Genomic DNA, 18,671 nt, shown 5'->3' on the forward strand with positions numbered 1-18,671 from the left:
GTCAGCGCTCGGCGGTCAGGGCCGTCCGCAGCGCTCGCAGCAGTGCCTGCGCGCGGGGGTCCGCCGTCACGCTCGTCCGGAAGCCGTTGGTGACGTAGCCGAAGGCGACGCCGGACTCGGGGTCGGCGAGGCCGAGCGCGCCCCCGCGGCCCGGGTGGCCGAAGGAGGTGGGGGACAGCAGCGGGGAGGCGGCGCCGTGCAGCATGGGGCCGAGGCCGAACCGGGTGTTCACGACGAGCACCCGGTCGGGGCCCGAGGACTGCTCGCCGCGCGCCAGTTCCACCGTCTCCGGCCGCAGCAGCCGCACCCCGCCCGCCACCTCGCCGATCAGCGACGCGTAGAAGCGGGCCAGGCCGTCGGCGGTGGCGATGCCGTTCGAGGCGGGGAGCGCCGCCGCCCGGTAGGCGGGGTCGTTCTCGTCGGGCAGCGGGGTGATCGCGGCGAAGGCGCGGCGGGTGAGGGAGGCGGGATCGGCGTAGGCGGCGGTGACGGCCGGCTTGGGCCGGGTCTTCAGCGCCCCGCTCTGCGCGGGCGCGTCCACCTGTCCCACACGCCCCACTCGCGCGCGCTGCGCCCGCGGCAGCCCGAGCCACAGGTCGGCCCCCACCGGGCCGGCGATCTCGTCGGCGATCCACTCGCCGATGGTCCGCCCGGTGATCCGCCGCACCAGCTCGCCGGTCAGCCAGCTGTACGTCTGCGCGTGGTACCCGTGGTCCGTCCCGGGCTCCCAGGCCGGTGCCTGCGCCGCCACCGCGGCCGCGCCGAGGTCGGGGTCGGCGGCCTCGGCGGGGGTCAGCGGCCGGTCCAGCACGGGGACGCCCGCGCGGTGCGCGAGCAGGTGCCGGACGAGCGTCCGCTCCTTGCCCGCCGCCTTGTACTGCGGCCAGTACGTCCCCACGGGCGCGTCCAGGTCCAGTTCCCCGCGCTGGTGCAGCAGCAGGAGCGCGACGGCGGCGACGCCCTTGGTCGCCGATCGCACGATCTGCGCGGTGCCCTGTTCCCAGGGCGCCGCGTCGGCCGCACCGACCGCGCCGTCGACGTCTCGCGTGCCGCCCCACAGGTCGACGACCTTGTGCCCGTCCCGGTAGACGGCCACCGCCGCGCCCCGGTCCCCGAGCACCTCGAAGTTCCGTACGAACGCCTCCCGGACCGGCTCGAAGCCCTCGGCCACCGCACCGCTCACGTTCACGCCCGCACGCCCTCTCGGAGATCGCCTTCAACTCCCGGGGGAACACCCCCGTCGAGCCTGCGATTCCTTCGTTTCGCTAGCCGAGAATGATCGTTACATCGATGTTGCCGCGGGTGGCGTTCGAGTACGGGCACACTTGGTGCGCCGCGTCGACCAGCTTCCCGGCGAGTTCCGGGTCGAGTACGGGGAGCGAGACGCTGAGCGCGACGGCGAGCCCGTAGCCCTTGGTCTTGTTGGGGCCGATCCCGACCTTCGCCGCCACCGTGGACCCGGTGAGGTCGAAGCCCGCGCGGTTGCCGACGAGGATCAGCGCGTTGTGGAAGCAGGAGCTGTAACCGGCCGCGAAGAGCTGCTCCGGGTTGGTGCCGTTGCCGTCGCCGCCCAGCTCCGGCGGCATCGCCACCTTCAGCTCGATCTGGCCGTCCTGGCTGGTCACGTACCCGTCGCGGCCGCCGTGCGCGGTTGCCTCGGCGACGTATGTGATCTTCGTCGGACGGGTGTCGACGGTGTTGACGGTGTCGACGGCGCTGCCTTCGGTCACGGCGGGACCTCCCCCGGGAACTTGCCCAATAACGTTGCCCAATTACATCGTGCACAAGGTACCGGCCGGTAGGTAGGTGCTTGTTTACCAGGGGGGTCGTAACCGGGGGTAACTTCCGTCGCGGGCGGCCGTGAGATTCCGCCGGACTCGGTTTGGGTTGGGTCGGACTCGGTCGGACTCGGTCGGACTCGGTCGGACTGGGTCGGACTCAGCGGGTGCGGTCCGCCGCGCCCTGTGCCCGTTCCGCGAGCTCCCACAGCTCCTCGCGCAACCGCGTGACCTCCGCCGTCCCGAGCCCCGTCGTCGCGAGCAGGGAGGCGGGCACGCGCTCCGCGCGCCCCTTCAGCTCCTCACCGCGCCCGGTGCACGCGACGAGCACCGAGCGCTCGTCCCGCGCCGAGCGCTCCCGGCGCACCAGCCCCGCCGCCTCCAGCCGCTTCAGCAGCGGCGACATCGTGCCGTAGTCGAGGCGCAGGGCCGACGCCAGCTCCTTGACGGTCGTCTCGCCGCGCTCCCACAGGACCAGCAGCACGAGGTACTGGGGGTAGGTGAGCCCCAGTTCGTCCAGGAGCGGCCGGTAGGCGGCCGTCACCGCCCGCTGGGCCGCGTACAGCGCGAAGCACAGCTGCTCGTCGAGGAGCAGGGTGCCGTCGGCGGTGGGTGCCTCGTTCGTCACGCGCCCATTGTTCACGCGCCCATTGTTGCGGAGCGCGGGTCGAACCCGAAGGGCAACTCCAGGCGATGGGCGCGCATGAGGGCGTCGTCGGCGAGCAGATCGCCGGTCCGGCCGTCCGCGGCGATCACGCCCTCGCTCAGGATCAGCGCGCGCGGGCACAGCTCCAGGGCGTACGGCAGGTCGTGCGTGACCATGAGCGCGGTGACGTCCAGCGACCGCAGGATGTCGGCCAGTTCACGGCGCGAGGCGGGGTCGAGGTTGGAGGACGGCTCGTCCAGGACGAGGATCTCCGGTTCCATCGCGAGCACCGTCGCGACGGCCACCCGGCGGCGCTGGCCGAAGGACAGGTGGTGCGGCGGACGGTTCTTGAACTCCGCCATGCCGACCTGTTCGAGGGCGTGGTCGACCCGTGCCTCCAGGGCGGCCCCCTTCAGACCGGCGGCGGCCGGCCCGAACGCCACGTCCTCACGGACCGTCGGCATGAACAGCTGGTCGTCCGGGTCCTGGAAGACGATGCCGACCTTGCGGCGGATCTCGGCCATGTGCTGCTTGCCGACGGGCAGTCCGGCCACCGTCACGGTGCCCGCGCCGCCGGTCAGGATGCCGTTGAGATGCAGCACGAGGGTCGTCTTGCCGGCGCCGTTGGGGCCGAGCAGCGCGACCCGCTCGCCTCGCGCGACGGAGAAGTCCACGCCGAACAGAGCCTGGTGGCCGTCGGGATAGGCGAAGGCCAGACCGGCCACTTCCAGGGAGGGCGAGGGCGTCACGGAAGGCATCACAGCGTCAGTCACAGGGACCATCCCAACACGCAGACCAGGAGGGCGACGAACGGGAGGGTCAGCGCGTACGACCACTGCCCCCGTGACGCGGTCACCTCGTCGATCACCGGCATCGAACCGGTGTACCCCCGGCTGATCATGGCCAGATGCACGCGCTCGCCGCGCTCGTAGGAGCGGATGAACAGCGCGCCCGCCGACTTCGCGAGCACCCCCCAGTGCCGTACGCCCCGCGCCTCGAACCCGCGCGACTCCCGGGCGATCCGCATGCGCCGCATCTCGTCCGCGATGACGTCGCCGTAGCGGATCATGAAAGACGCGATCTGCACGAGCAGCGGGGGCAGTCGCAGGCGCTGGAGGCCGAGGAGCAGTTCACGCAGCTCGGTGGTGGACGCCAGCAGTACGGAGGCGGCGACGCCCAGGGTGCCCTTCGCGAGGACGTTCCAGGCGCCCCACAGGCCGTTGACGCTGAGCGACAGGCCGAGGACGTCCACCTGCTCGCCCTCCGCCACGAACGGCATCAGTACCGCGAACGCGACGAACGGCACCTCGATCAGCAGCCGTTTGAGCAGGAAACCGGCGGGCACGCGCGCGTGGCGCGCGACGAACGCCAGCAGGACCGCGTACAGGCCGAACGCCCACATCGCCTCCCGCGGCGTCGACACCACGACCACCACGAAGGCGAAGACGGCGGCGAGCTTGGTGTGCGGCGGCAGGCCGTGCACGGGCGAGTGCCCGTGCCGGTAGAGCCGGTGTGCGTGTCCCGCGCCCATGACGTCAGACGTTCTCTACGGCGGTCGGTGACACGTCGTCGCCCGTCCGGCGCCTGCGCACCGCCCAGAACACCGCGCTGCCCGCGACGACGGTCGTGCCGACGCCGATCACGCCCGCGAGGCCGCCGGACAGCCGGGCGTTCGTCACGTCCTTGACGCCGTAGTCGGCGAGCGGGGAGTCGGCGGACGCGTGCTCCTCGGCCTTCTTGTCGATGCCCTTGTCGGCGGCGACCTTCTCCAGGCCGTCGGGGTTCGCGGAGGCGTAGAAGCTGACGAAGCCGGCCAGGACGAGCGAGGTGACCAGCCCGGTCACCCACAGCGTGCGCCGCGAGGTGCGCGCCGCCACGGGCGTGCGCGCGCCGGCCGGCGCCTCCTCGGCCGCCGGGGCGTCGACGAGTTCGCCGTGCACCCGCAGCTGGAGCTTCTGCCGCAGGTCGCGCGCGCCGTGGACGAGATCCGGCCGGACGGCGACGACGGCGCCCACGGTCAGCGCGGTGATCACGGCCTCGCCGATGCCGATCAGCACGTGCACGCCGATCATCGCGGTCGCCACCTTGCCGATCGACACGTCGGTGGTGCCGCCGATCCAGTAGATGAGCGTGAAGGCGACGGCGGCGGCGGGCACGGACAGTACGGCGGCGACGAAGGACGCGACCGTGATGGACCGGCGGCCGCGGGGCAGCACCTTCACCAGGCCGCGGAAGACGGCGTACGCCACGACGGTCGTCACGATCGCCATGTCGGTGATGTTCACGCCCAGCGCGGTCAGACCGCCGTCGGCGAAGAGGATGCCCTGCATCAGCAGGACCACGGACACGCACAGGACCCCTGTGTAGGGGCCCACGAGTATCGCGGCGAGCGCGCCGCCGAGCAGGTGGCCGCTGGTCCCCGCCGCGACGGGGAAGTTCAGCATCTGCACGGCGAAGATGAACGCCGCCACCAGGCCGGCCAGCGGCGCGGTCCGGTCGTCCAGCTCGCGGCGCGCGCCGCGCAGGCTCACGGCGATGGCGCCGGCGGCGACGACTCCGGTCACGGCGGAGGTCGGGGCGTTGATGAATCCGTCGGGTACGTGCACCCGACGATGATAGTGGCTTAATGCGAACGGTTCGCAAGAGCGAGAAGCTTGTCTCTTCGGGCGGGCGGGGCTCGCGGCGCCCCTGTGGCAGGCCCATGCCGAACCCGTGTATCGCACATGTGAGATATGCCTGTGCGGAGGAGCGCAATCCGCAAAATATGCGACATTGGAAGGGGAGCGGACGCACAGCTTCCGCACAGGTCACGCTGCGTGAGAGGGTCGGCCGATGTCCGTAGTCGAACAGTACGCGCGAGCCCACATCGTCACCGAGGCCGACCAGGCCGAGGAAGAACGCAGGGCCGTCCCGGTCGTCCTGCGCTACGACCCCGAGGACCCCCGGTCGGTCCGCGTAGGGCTGCCCGACCGGCGCGAGTGGACGTTCTCCCGTGACCTCCTCGAACAGGGGCTGCGTGCCCCGACCGGCACCGGCGAGGTCCGGGTGTGGCCGTGCGGGCGCGTCCAGACCGTCGTCGAGTTCCACTCCCCGCACGGCGTCTCGGTCGTCCAGTTCGAGTCGAAGTCGCTGCTGCGGTTCCTGCGCCGCACCTACATGGCGACGGCGCAGCAGCCCGTCACGCACTAGCCGGGTCGGCCCGGCGGGCGTGCCGGACCGTGCTCCGGCGGGCGTGCCGGTCGGGTGTCAGCCGCCCAGGCGCAGCAGTGACGCCACGATGGGTCCGGCCGTGTCGCCGCCGTGGCCGCCCGCCTGGACGACGCCCGCGGCCGCCAGATCGCCGCGGTAGGCGGTGAACCAGCCGTTGGGCTTGTCCTGGTTGTCGACCTCGGCCGATCCCGTCTTGGCGCCGTAGTCGGGGCCCAGACCGGACATCGCCTCGGCTGCGGTGCCGGCCGCGGCGGTGTAGTTCATCAGCTCCCGCAGCTGCGACAGCGTGGACGACGACATCGTGCGCGAGGCCGTCGCCAGCGTGCGGTCGTCCACCGACGGGGCGACCAGATACGGCTGGTGGAAGGTGCCCGCCTTCACGGTGGAGGCGACCGACGCCATGTTCAGCGGGTTCATCCGCACCCCGCCCTGACCGATCAGCGACGCCGCCATCTGGGCCGCCGACTGCACCGGCACCGAGCCGTCGAAGGACGGCACGCCGATCGCCCAGTTGTTCATCGACAGGCCGAAGACCTGCTGCGCCTGCTTGGTCAGGCTGTCGTTGTCCAGGTCGGGCGCCTGGCTGATGAAGGCGGTGTTGCAGGAGCGCGCGAAGCTCGCCTTGAAGGTGCCGCCGGTGATCTGGAAGTCGTCGTCGTTGTGGAACTTCCAGCCGCCGTACGTGAACGTCTTGGGGCAGGGGTGCACCTTGTCCGCCGACGCCAGGTCCTTCTCGATGAGGAGCGACGAGGTGATGACCTTCATCGTGGAGCCGGGCGCGAGCGAGCCGTTGAACGCGGTGTTGAAGCCGTGGCCGGCGTTGGCCACCGCGAGGATCTCGCCCGTGGAGGGGCGCATCACGACGACCGACGAGCGCGCGGTCTTCGCCACCTGCTGTTCGGCGGCCGCCTGGAGGGTCGGGCTCAGCGTGGTCTTCACGGTGCCCGGAGTGCCCTTGCTGAGCTCCAGCAGCGTCTTGTCGGAGGCCTTCTTCGCCTTCGACGCCTTGCCGCGGACGACCTGGAGCTCCACGCCCGCCTTGCCGCCCGCCTTCTTGCCGTACTTCTCCCGCAGCCCGTCCAGGACCGGCTCCAGGGAGGGGTACTTGGCGGCGGTGAGCTCGCCGCCGGCACTGTCGACGGCCTTGACCGGCGGGGTGCCGGACTCGCCGGTGACGAGCGTGTCGCCGTCCTGGAGGTCCGGGTGGACGACGGACGCGTGCCAGTCGACCTGCGCCTTGCCGTTCTCGGGGTTGCGGACGACGGTGAGGGCGCTGTCGTACGTGAGCGGCTTGCTGACGCCCTTGTACTTCACCGTGCCCTTCACGGAGAACGGGACCTTGGCGCCGGCGGCCTTGCCCGCGGTGAAGGTGGCGCCCGTGACGTGGGCGTCCTTGGTGTAGCCGGTCAGGAGGGCGGTGGCGGCCGCGGAGTCGTCCGTGGCGGCGGCCGCCCCGGACACCTTGCCCTGCTGCCAGGCCGTCAGGAACCGGGCGGCCGTGGCCTTCGCCTCGGCCGCCGACGGCGCGTCGGCCCTGACCCGCGGCACCTGCGTGCCGTTGGCCGCCGCGGCCGAACCCTCGTCGGCCGCCGCTCCGCCCCCGTACAGCGCGTAGACGCCGATGCCCGCCCCGCCCACCACGACGGCGATCATGCCGCCGACGACGGCGGGCCGCCGCTTCTTGCGCCCCTCTTCGACACGCCTTCTCTTGCCCACTGCCAGATCCTCCGGATCCCCAGGGGCCTCCCCCCAGCCCCGCTGCCCTCGTTGCCCTCACTGACCCCAACGACGGCTACCACCCTAGAGTCCCGTCCTGTGAGGGTGACGTCACGTGTGACGTCAGCCACCGTGCCGCCGCTCAGCCCGCCTGCAGCACGTCCACGACGATAGGGCCGGACGCGTCGACGCCGTGACCGCCGTCCTGGGTCATCGCGGCGGCCGCGACATCGCCCCGGTAGCCGGTGAACCAGCTGTCGGACTTGTTCTGCCCGTCGACCTCGGCGGAACCGGTCTTGGCGCCGATCCGGCCGCTCAGTCCGTTCATCACCTCGGCCGCGGTGCCGCTGGTCGCGGTGCGGTTCATCATGGAGCGCAGTTGCTGCACGGTGCTCGACGACAGGCCACGCGCGTGTGCCGGTTCCCGGCCGTCGAGGCTGAGCGGCACGATCACCGGCTGCCGGAAGGTGCCCGTCATCGCGGTCGCCGTGACCGACGCCATGTTCAGCGGGTTCATCTGGATCTGGCCCTGGCCGATCAGGCCGGCCGCGGTGTCCGGGCCGCCGGCGGCCGGGACGGAGCCGTCGAAGGACGGGATGCCGGTCTGCCAGTCGAGGCCGATCCCGAACCGGTCCCGGGCCTCGTTCGTCAGCGAGTCGACCTTCACCTCGTCCGCGAACTTCACGAACGCCGTGTTGCAGGAGCGGGCGAAGCTCTCGGCGAGGGTCGCGTTCTCATTGGGCTTCATGCCCTTGATGTTCTGGAAGGTCTGGCTCTCGGAGACGGCCGAGGGCGGACACGGCGCGGGGCCGTTCGCGGTGGTCAGGCCGTTGTCGATGAGGGTGGCCGCACTGACGATCTTCATCGTGGAGCCGGGCGCGACCTCCCCCAGGAACGCGGCGTTCCAGCCGTCCGTCCGGTTGTTGGCGACCGCCAGCACCTCGCCGGTGCTCGGCTTGACGGCCACCACCGACGACTGGTTGTACTTCTGCACGGCCTTCTCCGCGGCCGCCTGCACGTCGGCGCTGAGGGTGGTGGGCACCTTGCCCGCCTTGCCCTCGGCGAGGGTCAGCAGCGGGGTGTCGGCGGTGTCCGGGGTGGCGTGTCTGATCGCCAGCTCGACACCGGCCGTCCCGCCCGCCTTGTCCCCGTACTTGGCGCGCAACTGGTCCAGGATCGGCCCCAGGGAGGGGTACTTCTCCTTGGTGAGCACCTTGCCGTCACGGTCCACCGCCTCGATCGACGGCGCCGCCGACGAGCCCGTGACCAGGGTGTCGTCCATGGACTTCAGCTCGGGGTGGACGACCGAAGGCGCCCAGTCCACCAGCGCCTTACCGGTGGTGACGCCCCGGACGACCGTCAGCCCGCTCTTGTAGGTGAGCGGCTTGGACTTCCCCTCGTACGACACCGTCGCCCGGACCGTGAAGGGCACGCTGTCGCCCACCGACGCGCCCGGTGTGATCTTCACGCCGGTGATGTGTGCCGACTGGCCGTACGAGGTCAGCAGGGGCTCGGCCTTCGCCGCGTTGTTGGTGAGAGCGGCGGCCGCCACGGCCTGCCCCTTCTCCCAGGCCGCGAAGAACTTGGCGCTCGTGTCCTTCACCTCGGACCCGCTCGGCGGCCCGGTCTTCACGGCCACCGGCTCGCTGCCCCCCGACCCGTCGGCCCCGCTCCCGCCGCCGTTCAGCGCGTTCACGATGTTGAAGGCCCCGTATCCGGCCCCGCCCACCATCACCGCGAAGACCGAGCCGACTATCGCTGCCTTGGCCCCCTTGCGCATGTGTGCCCTCCCCGTTGTCCCCGTCGCCCTCGTGGGCGTTTCTGAACGTGTTCAGAAAGATCCGTCAGGCTCACAGTAAGCGGAAAGGGCGGCGCGTGGGGCGAGAGTTTCCGCAATCGTTAGACCCACGTATCCAGCCACATACGTGAACGCCAGTCGTCGATCGGGATCGCCTGCCCCGTGTACAGGGGCCAGAAGTAGATGAAGTTCCAGGCGATGAGCAGGACGAGGACGCCCACGCCGGTGGCGCCCGCCACGCGGCGGGTGTCGCTGGAGCCCGGGGGACCGATGAGCGCGCCGATCATCATCGCCACCGCCAGGCACAGGAACGGCAGGAAGACGACGGCGTAGAAGAGGAAGATCGTGCGTTCCTGGTACATGAACCACGGCAGGTAGCCGGCCGCGATGCCGCAGACGATCGCGCCGGCGCGCCAGTCGCGGCGGAAGAGCCAGCGCCACAGGACGTAGAGGACCGCGAAGCAGGCCGCCCACCACAGCAGGGGCGTGCCGATCGCGAGGACCTCGCGGGCGCACTTCTCGCCCGCGTCCGTCGGACAGCCGTCCTGGCCCGGGGTGGGGGACTCGTAGAAGTACGAGACCGGGCGGCCGAGGACGAGCCAGCTCCACGGGTTCGACTGGTAGGTGTGCGGCGAGGTGAGGTGGGTGTGGAACTCGTAGACCTCGTGCTCGTAGTGCCACAGGCTGCGCCACCAGTCGGGGAACAGCCAGGTCCAGTTGCCGCCCTTGCCGTCGGTGGCCGCCCAGTTGCGGTAGTAGCCGCCCTTGCCGTCGGTGGCGGACAGGATCCAGCCCGTCCACGACACCAGGTAGGTGACCAGCGCGACCGGGACCGTGGCCAGGAACGCGAAGCCCGTGTCGCGCTTCAGCACCGCCAGGTACGGGTGGCGGGCGCCCGCCACCTTGCGCGAGGAGACGTCCCACAACACCGCCATCAGGCAGAACGCGACCAGGATGTACAGGCCGTTCCACTTGGTGCCGATGGCCAGGCCCAGCATCAGACCGGCGCCCCAGCGCCAGGGGCGCCACCCCAGGCGGGTGGTCTCCGCGATGTGCGGATCGGGGCGGCAGCGGCCGTCCACGTCCCTGGGGAGCGCGGCGGCGAGTTTCTCGCGTGCCTTGTCCCGGTCGACCACCAGGCAGCCGAACGCCGCCAGCACGAAGAACATCAGCACGCCGTCGAGCAGCGAGGTGCGGCTCATCACGAAGGCGAGCCCGTCGACCGCCATCAGCGCGCCCGCCAGGCAGCCCAGGAAGGTGGAGCGGAAGATCCGGCGGCCGATCCGGCACAGCAGCAGGACACTGAGCGTGCCGAGCACCGCCGTCATGAACCGCCAGCCGAACGGGTCGAACCCGAAGAGCAGCTCGCCGAGCCCGATCACGTACTTGCCGACCGGCGGATGCACGACGTACGCCGCGTCCGACGGGATCGTGACGTGCCCGCCGGAGGAGAGGATGACGTCGTTGGCGTTCTTGTCCCAGTTGACCTCGAACCCGCGGTGGACGACCGCCCACGCGTCCTTGGCGTAGTACGTCTCGTCGAATATCACCGCCTTGGGACTGCCCAGATGCCAGAACCGGAGCACGCCCGCCAGCAGCGTGATCAGCAGCGGACCGGTCCAGGACGACCGGCGCGCGATCCGGTCCGCCCGCTCGTGCGAGATGCCCAGCGCCTGCCACAACCGGGGGCTGGGCTGGGCGAACGGCGGCACCAGCCGCTCCCGGACGTCGGCGGAGGGCTCCGCGGTGTATCCGAAACGGCGCAGCCGTTGCTGCCACGACGGCCGCTCGTCTGGCGGTGTCTGGCCCTGCCGGTAGTCCGTGGAGTCCATGGAGGACGCGGTACTGGTCACCGCGCCATCGTAGGGAACAGGTCTGTGTGAGTCCCGTGCATGGGCCCCGACCGGCCTGGTCGATCGAGTGGGACCCCGCCCTGCGAGGATGGAAACGTGACAGCTACGCCCGGAATCCTCGTTCTTGCCGGTACTCCCATCGGTGACGTCTCCGATGCCCCGCCCCGTCTCGCCGAGGAGCTGACCGGCGCCGACGTGATCGCCGCCGAGGACACGCGCCGGCTGCGGCGGCTGACCCAGGCGCTGGGGGTGACGCCCAAGGGGCGTGTCGTGTCCTACTTCGAGGGCAACGAGTCCGCCCGTACTCCCGATCTGGTCGCGGATCTGGTGGGCGGCGCGCGGGTGCTGCTCGTCACCGACGCCGGGATGCCGTCGGTCTCCGACCCCGGGTACCGGCTGGTCGCCGCGGCCGTCGAGCAGGACATCCGCGTCACCGCCGTCCCCGGCCCGTCCGCGGTGCTCACCGCGCTGGCCCTGTCGGGGCTGCCCGTCGACCGGTTCTGCTTCGAGGGGTTCCTGCCGAGGAAGGCCGGCGAGCGGCTGTCCCGGCTGCGGGAGGTCGCGGAGGAGCGCCGGACCCTCGTGTACTTCGAGGCCCCGCACCGGCTCGACGACACCCTCGCCGCGATGGCCGAGGTGTTCGGCACGGACCGGCGGGCCGCCGTGTGCCGGGAGCTGACCAAGACGTACGAAGAGGTGAAGCGCGGTCCGCTCGGCGAGCTGGCCCAGTGGGCGGCCGAGGGCGTGCGGGGCGAGATCACCGTCGTCGTCACCGGGGCGCCCGAGCGCGGTCCCGAGGAGCTCGACGCGGCGGAGCTGGTGCGGCGGGTGCGGGTGCGCGAGGAGGCGGGCGAGCGCCGCAAGGAGGCCATCGCGGCGGTGGCGGCGGAGGCGGGGCTGCCGAAGCGCGAGGTGTTCGACGCGGTGGTGGCGGCGAAGAACGCCGGGGGCCTGTGACGGTTGTTGCCCGGGTGCTGTGAAGGGACTCACACCCCCTCTGAGCAGGGCGCATGTCGTCTGAGCGTGCGCCCCATGTGCGGGCAAAGGACGCCGGGCGTTGTGGCAAGGGACGCCCAAATCGCCTTCAACAGTGCACAGGTCGAGTGCATTCGCTCCGGGCGAGGCGTCCACTGGATGACGGGACTTGAGCGGTCCCACCAGCGGACACCAGGAGCGGTCATGAGTGAGATCACAGGGCAGACCGGCCTCCGCGGCGGCGCCAGCGCCGTCGTCAACGAGTCGTACTCCTTCGCCTGCATGCGCTGTGGGCACGGCTGGGAGCAGGCCTTCGAGATAGAGCACCACACCGACGCCGACGGTCACGAGTTCGTCCTCTACGTGGCGAACGGGCGGGTCGTCCCGTCGCCGCTGAGCCGCCCCGCGTGCCAGAACTGCGACGGGCACGTCGTGCGCATCATGCGGGCGGGGCAGGTCTCGTCGGTGCTCAGCGCGGCCCGACAGCACAAGGCGCCCCCGGCCGGACCGGTCCAGGCGCCGGTCTCGGCGGCCGAGGGGCCGTCCGACGCACAGCCCGACGCACAGCCCGACGCGCAGTCCACGGCGCCGCAGCACCACCACTGGCACCTGTCCGACCTTCTGCACCCGTTCCGCAAGGCGAGCTAGCCGGGCGGGCCGATCGCCCGCCGGGGAGGGCGTGCCCCTTCCGTAGGATCGGGGCATGCCTTCGAACGCCGACAAGAACGCCGACAAGAACGCCGCGCCGCCGCTTCCGGCCCCCCTCGGGGTGCCGGTCGCCGACTCCCACACCCACCTCGACATGCAGTCGGGCACGGTGGAGGAGGCTCTCGCGAAAGCCGCGTCGGTCGGCGTGACCACGGTCGTCCAGGTCGGCTGCGACGTACGGGGCTCCCGGTGGGCGGCCGAGACGGCGGCAGCGCACGACGCGGTCCACGCCACGGTCGCCCTGCATCCGAACGAGGCGCCGCGCATCGTGCACGGCGACCCCGACGGGTGGTCCCGCCAGGGCGCGCGGACGCCGGGCGGCGCGCAGGCGCTCGACGAGGCGCTCGCCGAGATCGACCGCCTGGCCGCGCTTCCGCACGTCAAGGGTGTCGGCGAGACCGGACTCGACCACTTCCGCACCGGCCCCGAGGGCAAGGAAGCCCAGGAGAACTCCTTCCGCGCCCACATCGAGATGGCCAAGCGGCACGGCAAGGCCCTGGTCATCCACGACCGCGACGCCCACGCCGATGTCCTGCGCGTCCTGAAGGAGGAGGGCGCCCCCGAGCGCACCGTCTTCCACTGCTACTCCGGCGACGCCGAGATGGCCGAGATCTGTGCCCGCGCCGGATACTTCATGTCCTTCGCCGGCAACGTCACCTTCAAGAACGCCCAGAACCTCCGGGACGCCGTCGCGGTGGCCCCGCTGGAGCTGCTCCTGGTGGAGACCGACGCCCCCTTCCTGACCCCGGCGCCCTACCGCGGACGGCCCAACGCCCCGTATCTGATTCCGGTCACGGTGCGCGCCATGGCCGCCGTGCGGGACATCGACGAGGACACCCTGGCCACCGCCCTCGCCGCGAACACCGCACGCGCGTTCGACTACTGAGCGCACCCGCCACCCGTCGAACACAACTCTCGGTAGCCGCGCCACTTTGGAGAGTGACCGTCGCTCCGCTAGGTTCTGGGGGCCCGATCCGGACCCCTCCCCTGGAGTGTCGGCGTGAGCAACTCGCAGTACTTCGAGTACGAGCCGTACGCCGGTGGCGGGTCGTACGTCGACCTGCACAACGCCGACGTCGACCTGCACAACGCCGAGACGATCGCGTACGGCGTGTACGCGGCGCCCGGGACGTACGACGACACGTACCGCCCCGCGTACGAGACGTACGAGGCGCCGCCCCCGCCTCCCGAGACGCTCCAGCTCCCCGAGACGCTCCAGCTCCCCGAGCCGGTCCGGTTCGCCGAGCAGGACCAGCCCGCCGCGGCTGCCCCGTACGCCGAGACGGTCCAGCTCTCCGGGGCCGCCCCGTACGCCGAGACGGTTCGGCTCTCCGGACCGGTGCTGCCCCAGCAGGCTCCGCTGCCCCGGCTGTCGCCGCTGCCGCGGCGAGACGTCGGGCCGGACGTGGGGCACGACGTGGGGCGGGCCGCGCGCCGGCGCCGGACGCGCTCCGCCGAGCGTCCGGAGTCCACGATCCGCCGGCTGGTCCCGCAGGCACTCGTCGTCGCGTTCCTGGCCGGCGGCACCACCGCCTTCGTCGCCGAGGACAAGGCGGTCGAGCTGACCGTCGACGGCAAGCCGCGCACGCTGCACACCTTCGCCGACGACGTGAGCGAACTCCTCGCGGAGGAAGGCGTGCGGGTGGGCGCGCACGACGTGGTGGCGCCCGGCCCCGACACCGAACTCACCAGCGGTGACGAGATCGCGGTGCACTACGGGCGGCCCGTCCGGCTCACCCTGGACGGACACCGGCACGAGGTGTGGACGACGGCGCACACCGTGCAGGAGGCGCTCCAGCAGCTCGGGGTGCGCGCGGAGGGCGCCTACATGTCCGTCCCGCGCTCCCAGCCCATCGGCCGCGCGGGGCTCGCGCTGGACGTCCGCACCGAGCGCTCGGTCACGGTCATGGCCGACGGCCGGGCCCGCACCGTCCGCACCAACGCGGCGACCGTGCGCGAGGCGGTGGCGGAGGCCGGGATCACCCTGCGCGGCCAGGACACCACGTCCGTCGCGCCCGGCAGCTTCCCGCGCGACGGACAGACGGTCACGGTGCTGCGGATCACCGGCAGCAAGGAGGTGCGGGAGGAGGCGATCCCGTTCGACGTGCGCCGCACCGACGACTCCTCGCTGTTCAAGGGCACGGAGGTGGTGGAGCGGGCCGGACAGCCCGGCCTGCGCCGGATCACGTACGCGCTGCGCACCGTGAACGGCGTACGGCAGACCCCGCGGCGGATCCGTGACGAGATCGTGCGTGAACCGCGCGATCAGGTGGTGAGGGTCGGGACGAAGCCGCTGCCGGCCTCCGTGCGGGGCGCCGACGGCCTGGACTGGCAGGGCCTCGCGGTCTGCGAGTCGGGCGGCCGGGCGAACGCGGTCGACCCCTCGGGCACGTACGGCGGGCTGTACCAGTTCGACACCCGCACCTGGCAGAGCCTCGGCGGCAGCGGACGGCCCCAGGACGCACCGGCGGCGGAACAGACGCTCCGGGCGAAGAAGCTGTACGTGCGGCGCGGGGCCAGTCCCTGGCCGCACTGCGGGACGCGGCTGCACGGGTGAGAGGTGCGGCGGCGGACGGTGTCCGTGCGCCCCCGTACCCTTGTCCCGTGAGTACCAGCCCCGCCCCCGACGCCCTCCTGGGCCCCGCCGACATCCGTGAGCTGGCGGCGGTCCTCGGCGTGCGGCCCACCAAGCAGCGCGGCCAGAACTTCGTGATCGACGCGAACACGGTCCGCCGTATCGTCCGCACCGCGGAGGTCCGGCCCGACGACGTGGTCGTCGAGGTCGGCCCGGGGCTCGGCTCCCTCACCCTGGCGCTGCTGGAGACCGCCGACCGGGTCACGGCCGTCGAGATCGACGACGTCCTGGCCGGCGCGCTGCCCGCGACGATCGCGGCGCGCATGCCGGAGCGCGCGGACCGTTTCGCGCTGGTGCACTCCGACGCGATGCAGGTGACCGAGCTGCCCGGCCCCGCCCCGACCGCGCTGGTCGCGAACCTGCCGTACAACGTGGCCGTGCCCGTGCTGCTGCACATGCTGGAGACCTTCCCGAGCATCGAGCGCACCCTCGTCATGGTCCAGTCCGAAGTCGCCGACCGGCTCGCCGCCGGGCCCGGCTCGAAGGTGTACGGCGTGCCGTCGGTCAAGGCCAACTGGTACGCCGAGGTCAAGCGGGCCGGCGCCATCGGGCGCAAGGTGTTCTGGCCCGCACCGAACGTGGACAGCGGACTGGTGTCGCTGGTGCGGCGGACCGAGCCGATCGACACCACGGCGTCGCGGCGCGAGGTGTTCGCCGTCGTCGACGCGGCGTTCGCCCAGCGCCGCAAGACCCTGCGGGCCGCGCTCGCCGGATGGGCGGGCTCCCCGGCCCGCGCGGAGGAGGCCCTCGTGGCGGCCGGCGTCTCGCCGCAGGCGCGCGGCGAGGCCCTCACGGTCGAGGAGTTCGCCCGCATCGCCGAGGCCGCGCCGGACCGGGAGACGCCCCTCGCGTCCCCGGCGCCCCTCGCGTCGCCGAAGCGGAAGGACTCCGAGTGAGCGTCACCGTGCGGGTGCCCGCCAAGGTCAATGTGCAGCTCGCGGTGGGCGCCGCCCGCGCGGACGGCTTCCACGACCTGGCGAACGTCTTCCTCGCGGTCGGTCTGTACGACGAGGTCACGGTGACCCCGGCCGACGGACTCCGCGTCACCTGCGAGGGCCCGGACGCCCGCCAGGTGCCCCTGGACCGTACGAACCTGGCGGCGCGGGCCGCGATCGCGCTGGCCGAGCGGTACGGCCGTACGCCCGACGTGCACCTCCACATCGCCAAGGACATCCCCGTCGCCGGGGGCATGGCGGGCGGCAGCGCGGACGGCGCGGGCGCGCTGCTGGCCTGCGACGCGCTGTGGGGCACCGGCGCCACCCGTGACGAACTCCTCGAGATCTGCGCCGAGTTGGGCAGCGATGTGCCGTTCAGCCTGGTCGGCGGGGCCGCTCTCGGCACCGGGCGCGGCGAGAAGCTGGCGGTCCTGGAGACCGGCGGCACGTTCCACTGGGTGTTCGCGATGGCCGGACGGGGGCTGTCGACACCGTCGGTGTTCCGGGAGTTCGACCGGCTGGCGCAGGGCCGGGACATCCCCGAGCCGGTGGCCTCCCGGCGCCTCCTCGACGCCCTGGCCGAGGGGGACCCCGACGCCCTCGCGGCCACCGTCTCCAACGACCTCCAGCCGGCCGCGTTGTCGCTCTTCCCCGAACTCGCCGACACCCTCGCCGCGGGTCACGCGGCCGGCGCCCTCGCCACGCTCGTCTCCGGCTCGGGCCCGACCACCGCGTTCCTCGCCCGCGACACCGCCGCGGCGGAGAGGATCGCGCAGGCGCTGCGCACGTCGGGCACCTGCAGGAGCGTGCGGGTGGCGGCGGGACCGGCGCCGGGCGCGACGGTCGTCGGGGACCGCACGTGACGCGGCAGTCCTCGTCGTAGACCGCCCGTCCCGGCCGTAATTCGGCTGCTCCGAGCGGCCCCTGCCCTCTAGGCTCCCTCGGCCGGTTCCAGCAGGAGGCCGGGCCGGGGCGAAGGGGCATGCGCATGGGGTCGGCGGAGCTGGTGGCGGCGGTTCGACGCGGAGATGTCGACGCCGTCCGTGAACTGCTGGACGGCGGACAGGACCCGAACGCCCGCGACCCGGCCGACGGCGTTCCCCTGCTCTGCGTGGCCGTGGCGGCCTACGACGAACCGGTCGCCGAGGAGCTGATCAGGGCCGGCGCCGACCCGCTGCGGTCGCCGGGCGGGGCGCCCGGAGGGGATCCCGGGCTGCCCGGCGGCGACAGCGCGCTGACCCGGGCGGTGGACGGCGGCTGCTCCTGGATGGCCACCAGGCTGCTCCCCGAACTCGTGCGCCTCGACGCCGACGCGCGGGCCGATCTGCTGGCACGCGCGCGGTACTGGGCCGAGGCGGACCTCGAGACCGAGCTGCGGCGCAGGACCGGCGCGGCCGGGCCGGTCGAGCGCGGCACGGTGCGGGTCGATTCCTGGTCCTCGCGGTACGAGCGTCACTCGCTCGGCGGGCAGACCGTGTGGGACGGCCATCCGGGTGTCCTCACCGTGCTGGAGGAGCGCTTCCGGATCCGTACGCCGTTCGACGAGCTGCTCGCGCGGGCACTCACCCGCCCGGACCGGGACCACGGCGTCTGGTCCGACTCCGTCGTCCTCCTCGCCGGCCGGCTGGACGAGGAGACCTGGGGCGCCGCCCAGGCGCTGAGCGCGCACCCCGACCGCCTGCACCGGCTCTTCGCCGCGGACGTGCTGCGGTGCCTCGTCATCGGGTTCGGCGGCATGTTCTCGCGGCCGGGATCCGTCGTCCACAAACTCGCGCCCGAGGTGTTCCTGCCCTGGGCCCTGGAGGAGCCGGACCCCGAGGTGCTCGCCCTGGTGCTGTCCGGGCTGAGCGAGGAGGGCGACTCGGACGGGAACGGGGAGATCATCGAGCCCGTCGGTCTGTCGTACGCCGGGCATCCAGACCCGCGCGTCCGCCTGGAGGTGCCCGACACCCTGCGACCGGAAACCGCGGGTACGCGCGTGCCGCGCGAGAAGCTCGACGTCCTGTACGCACTCGCGGGCGACCCCGACCCCCGGGTGCGCGAGCGGGCGGCCCACTGGCTGGCGCACTGCCCCGCGGAGGCGCCCGGCGTCACCGACGTGCTCGCCGGACTCCTCGACGACGAGCTGCGGGACACCCGGGTACACGCCGCCTACGGGCTCGCGCAGCGCGACGACCCGCGCTGTGTGGCCGCCGAGCGCGCGCTGCGGCCCCTCGACGTCGACGGCGGGCCGGACGACGGCCTCGTGCGGGCGATGTGGCGCTACGAGGAACGCCACCCGGCGGTCTCCGAGCCGAGGTTCTCCGAGCCGGAGTGACGATCCCGTCCGGCGGCCCGGCGGTCCGGCGGCCCGGCGGCCCGGCGGCCCGGCGGTCCGGCGGCCCGGCGCGCCCGTGCCCGGCCCGCCCCGGCGTGCG

At 72.6% G+C, this 18,671-nt stretch carries 17 protein-coding genes; 8 read left to right on the top strand and 9 right to left on the bottom strand.

What is annotated here, in order from left to right:
- Position 1 precedes the first annotated feature (1 nt).
- From OG933_RS25400 to OG933_RS25425, 6 genes are all read right to left on the bottom strand, one after another.
- Positions 2–1,189 carry a serine hydrolase domain-containing protein gene (locus OG933_RS25400; RefSeq protein ID WP_362523668.1) on the bottom strand — a complete coding sequence of 396 codons (1,188 nt, stop codon included), beginning with the start codon at positions 1,187–1,189 and terminating at the stop codon, positions 2–4.
- Positions 1,190–1,265: 76 nt separating this feature from the next.
- On the bottom strand, positions 1,266–1,730 hold the full coding sequence (locus OG933_RS25405; protein ID WP_142264737.1) for an organic hydroperoxide resistance protein: 465 nt from the start codon (positions 1,728–1,730) through the stop codon (positions 1,266–1,268).
- A 208-nt stretch (positions 1,731–1,938) separates the two neighbouring features.
- Positions 1,939–2,406 carry a MarR family transcriptional regulator gene (locus OG933_RS25410; protein WP_362523672.1) on the bottom strand — a complete coding sequence of 156 codons (468 nt, stop codon included), beginning with the start codon at positions 2,404–2,406 and terminating at the stop codon, positions 1,939–1,941.
- A gap of 11 nt (positions 2,407–2,417) precedes the next feature.
- Entirely contained in the window at positions 2,418–3,182 is a 765-nt protein-coding gene (locus OG933_RS25415) for an energy-coupling factor ABC transporter ATP-binding protein (RefSeq protein WP_405629053.1), read from the bottom strand.
- An 11-nt stretch (positions 3,183–3,193) separates the two neighbouring features.
- On the bottom strand, positions 3,194–3,955 hold the full coding sequence (gene cbiQ / locus OG933_RS25420) for a cobalt ECF transporter T component CbiQ (protein WP_405629054.1): 762 nt from the start codon (positions 3,953–3,955) through the stop codon (positions 3,194–3,196).
- Between the two features lie 4 nt (positions 3,956–3,959).
- Positions 3,960–5,030, bottom strand: a complete 1,071-nt coding sequence (locus OG933_RS25425) for an energy-coupling factor ABC transporter permease (protein ID WP_362523675.1) — start codon at positions 5,028–5,030, stop codon at positions 3,960–3,962.
- Between the two features lie 226 nt (positions 5,031–5,256).
- On the opposite strand from OG933_RS25425, the gene OG933_RS25430 reads away from it, so the two are divergent.
- Positions 5,257–5,613: an SsgA family sporulation/cell division regulator gene (locus tag OG933_RS25430; protein WP_054244095.1), complete on the top strand. Its 357-nt coding sequence runs from the start codon at positions 5,257–5,259 to the stop codon at positions 5,611–5,613.
- A gap of 57 nt (positions 5,614–5,670) precedes the next feature.
- On the opposite strand, the gene OG933_RS25435 is transcribed toward OG933_RS25430, so the two are convergent.
- The 3 genes from OG933_RS25435 to OG933_RS25445 form a co-directional block, all read right to left on the bottom strand.
- Complete coding sequence (locus tag OG933_RS25435) at positions 5,671–7,350, bottom strand: penicillin-binding transpeptidase domain-containing protein (protein ID WP_405629056.1); 1,680 nt, start codon at positions 7,348–7,350, stop codon at positions 5,671–5,673.
- Positions 7,351–7,492: 142 nt separating this feature from the next.
- Positions 7,493–9,130, bottom strand: coding sequence for a penicillin-binding transpeptidase domain-containing protein (locus OG933_RS25440; protein WP_405629058.1), 1,638 nt, complete (start codon positions 9,128–9,130; stop codon positions 7,493–7,495).
- A gap of 119 nt (positions 9,131–9,249) precedes the next feature.
- Positions 9,250–11,001 (bottom strand): dolichyl-phosphate-mannose--protein mannosyltransferase, encoded by a 1,752-nt coding sequence (locus tag OG933_RS25445; RefSeq protein WP_405629059.1) that lies wholly within the window; start codon positions 10,999–11,001, stop codon positions 9,250–9,252.
- Positions 11,002–11,097: 96 nt separating this feature from the next.
- On the opposite strand from OG933_RS25445, the gene rsmI reads away from it, so the two are divergent.
- From rsmI to OG933_RS25480, 7 genes are all read left to right on the top strand, one after another.
- Positions 11,098–11,958, top strand: coding sequence for a 16S rRNA (cytidine(1402)-2'-O)-methyltransferase (gene rsmI / locus OG933_RS25450; RefSeq protein ID WP_362523684.1), 861 nt, complete (start codon positions 11,098–11,100; stop codon positions 11,956–11,958).
- A 222-nt stretch (positions 11,959–12,180) separates the two neighbouring features.
- On the top strand, positions 12,181–12,624 hold the full coding sequence (locus OG933_RS25455) for a hypothetical protein (RefSeq protein WP_405629061.1): 444 nt from the start codon (positions 12,181–12,183) through the stop codon (positions 12,622–12,624).
- Positions 12,625–12,679: 55 nt separating this feature from the next.
- On the top strand, positions 12,680–13,570 hold the full coding sequence (locus OG933_RS25460; RefSeq protein WP_362523687.1) for a TatD family hydrolase: 891 nt from the start codon (positions 12,680–12,682) through the stop codon (positions 13,568–13,570).
- A 114-nt stretch (positions 13,571–13,684) separates the two neighbouring features.
- Complete coding sequence (locus OG933_RS25465; RefSeq protein WP_405629063.1) at positions 13,685–15,241, top strand: ubiquitin-like domain-containing protein; 1,557 nt, start codon at positions 13,685–13,687, stop codon at positions 15,239–15,241.
- A gap of 47 nt (positions 15,242–15,288) precedes the next feature.
- On the top strand, positions 15,289–16,215 hold the full coding sequence (gene rsmA / locus OG933_RS25470) for a 16S rRNA (adenine(1518)-N(6)/adenine(1519)-N(6))-dimethyltransferase RsmA (protein WP_362523692.1): 927 nt from the start codon (positions 15,289–15,291) through the stop codon (positions 16,213–16,215).
- Positions 16,212–17,117 (top strand): 4-(cytidine 5'-diphospho)-2-C-methyl-D-erythritol kinase, encoded by a 906-nt coding sequence (locus OG933_RS25475; RefSeq protein ID WP_405629065.1) that lies wholly within the window; start codon positions 16,212–16,214, stop codon positions 17,115–17,117. The genes rsmA and OG933_RS25475 overlap by 4 nt, the downstream gene beginning before the upstream one ends.
- Positions 17,118–17,242: 125 nt before the next feature.
- Positions 17,243–18,571, top strand: a complete 1,329-nt coding sequence (locus tag OG933_RS25480) for a hypothetical protein (protein ID WP_405629067.1) — start codon at positions 17,243–17,245, stop codon at positions 18,569–18,571.
- The last annotated feature ends 100 nt before the right edge of the window (positions 18,572–18,671 follow it).

It is taken from the genome of Streptomyces sp. NBC_00016 (assembly GCF_045040885.1).
Taxonomy (GTDB): Bacteria; Actinomycetota; Actinomycetes; order Streptomycetales; family Streptomycetaceae; genus Streptomyces; species Streptomyces coriariae.

Bases quoted from the DNA above. Each gene is read 5' to 3' on its own strand.
- OG933_RS25415 (WP_405629053.1), bottom strand. From the start codon at position 3,182: ATGCCTTCCGTGACGCCCTCGCCCTCCCTGGAAGTGGCCGGTCTGGCC.
- cbiQ (WP_405629054.1), bottom strand. From the start codon at position 3,955: ATGGGCGCGGGACACGCACACCGGCTCTACCGGCACGGGCACTCGCCC.
- OG933_RS25430 (WP_054244095.1), top strand. From the start codon at position 5,257: ATGTCCGTAGTCGAACAGTACGCGCGAGCCCACATCGTCACCGAGGCC.
- OG933_RS25440 (WP_405629058.1), bottom strand. From the start codon at position 9,130: ATGCGCAAGGGGGCCAAGGCAGCGATAGTCGGCTCGGTCTTCGCGGTG.
- OG933_RS25455 (WP_405629061.1), top strand. From the start codon at position 12,181: ATGAGTGAGATCACAGGGCAGACCGGCCTCCGCGGCGGCGCCAGCGCC.
- OG933_RS25460 (WP_362523687.1), top strand. From the start codon at position 12,680: ATGCCTTCGAACGCCGACAAGAACGCCGACAAGAACGCCGCGCCGCCG.
- OG933_RS25480 (WP_405629067.1), top strand. From the start codon at position 17,243: ATGGGGTCGGCGGAGCTGGTGGCGGCGGTTCGACGCGGAGATGTCGAC.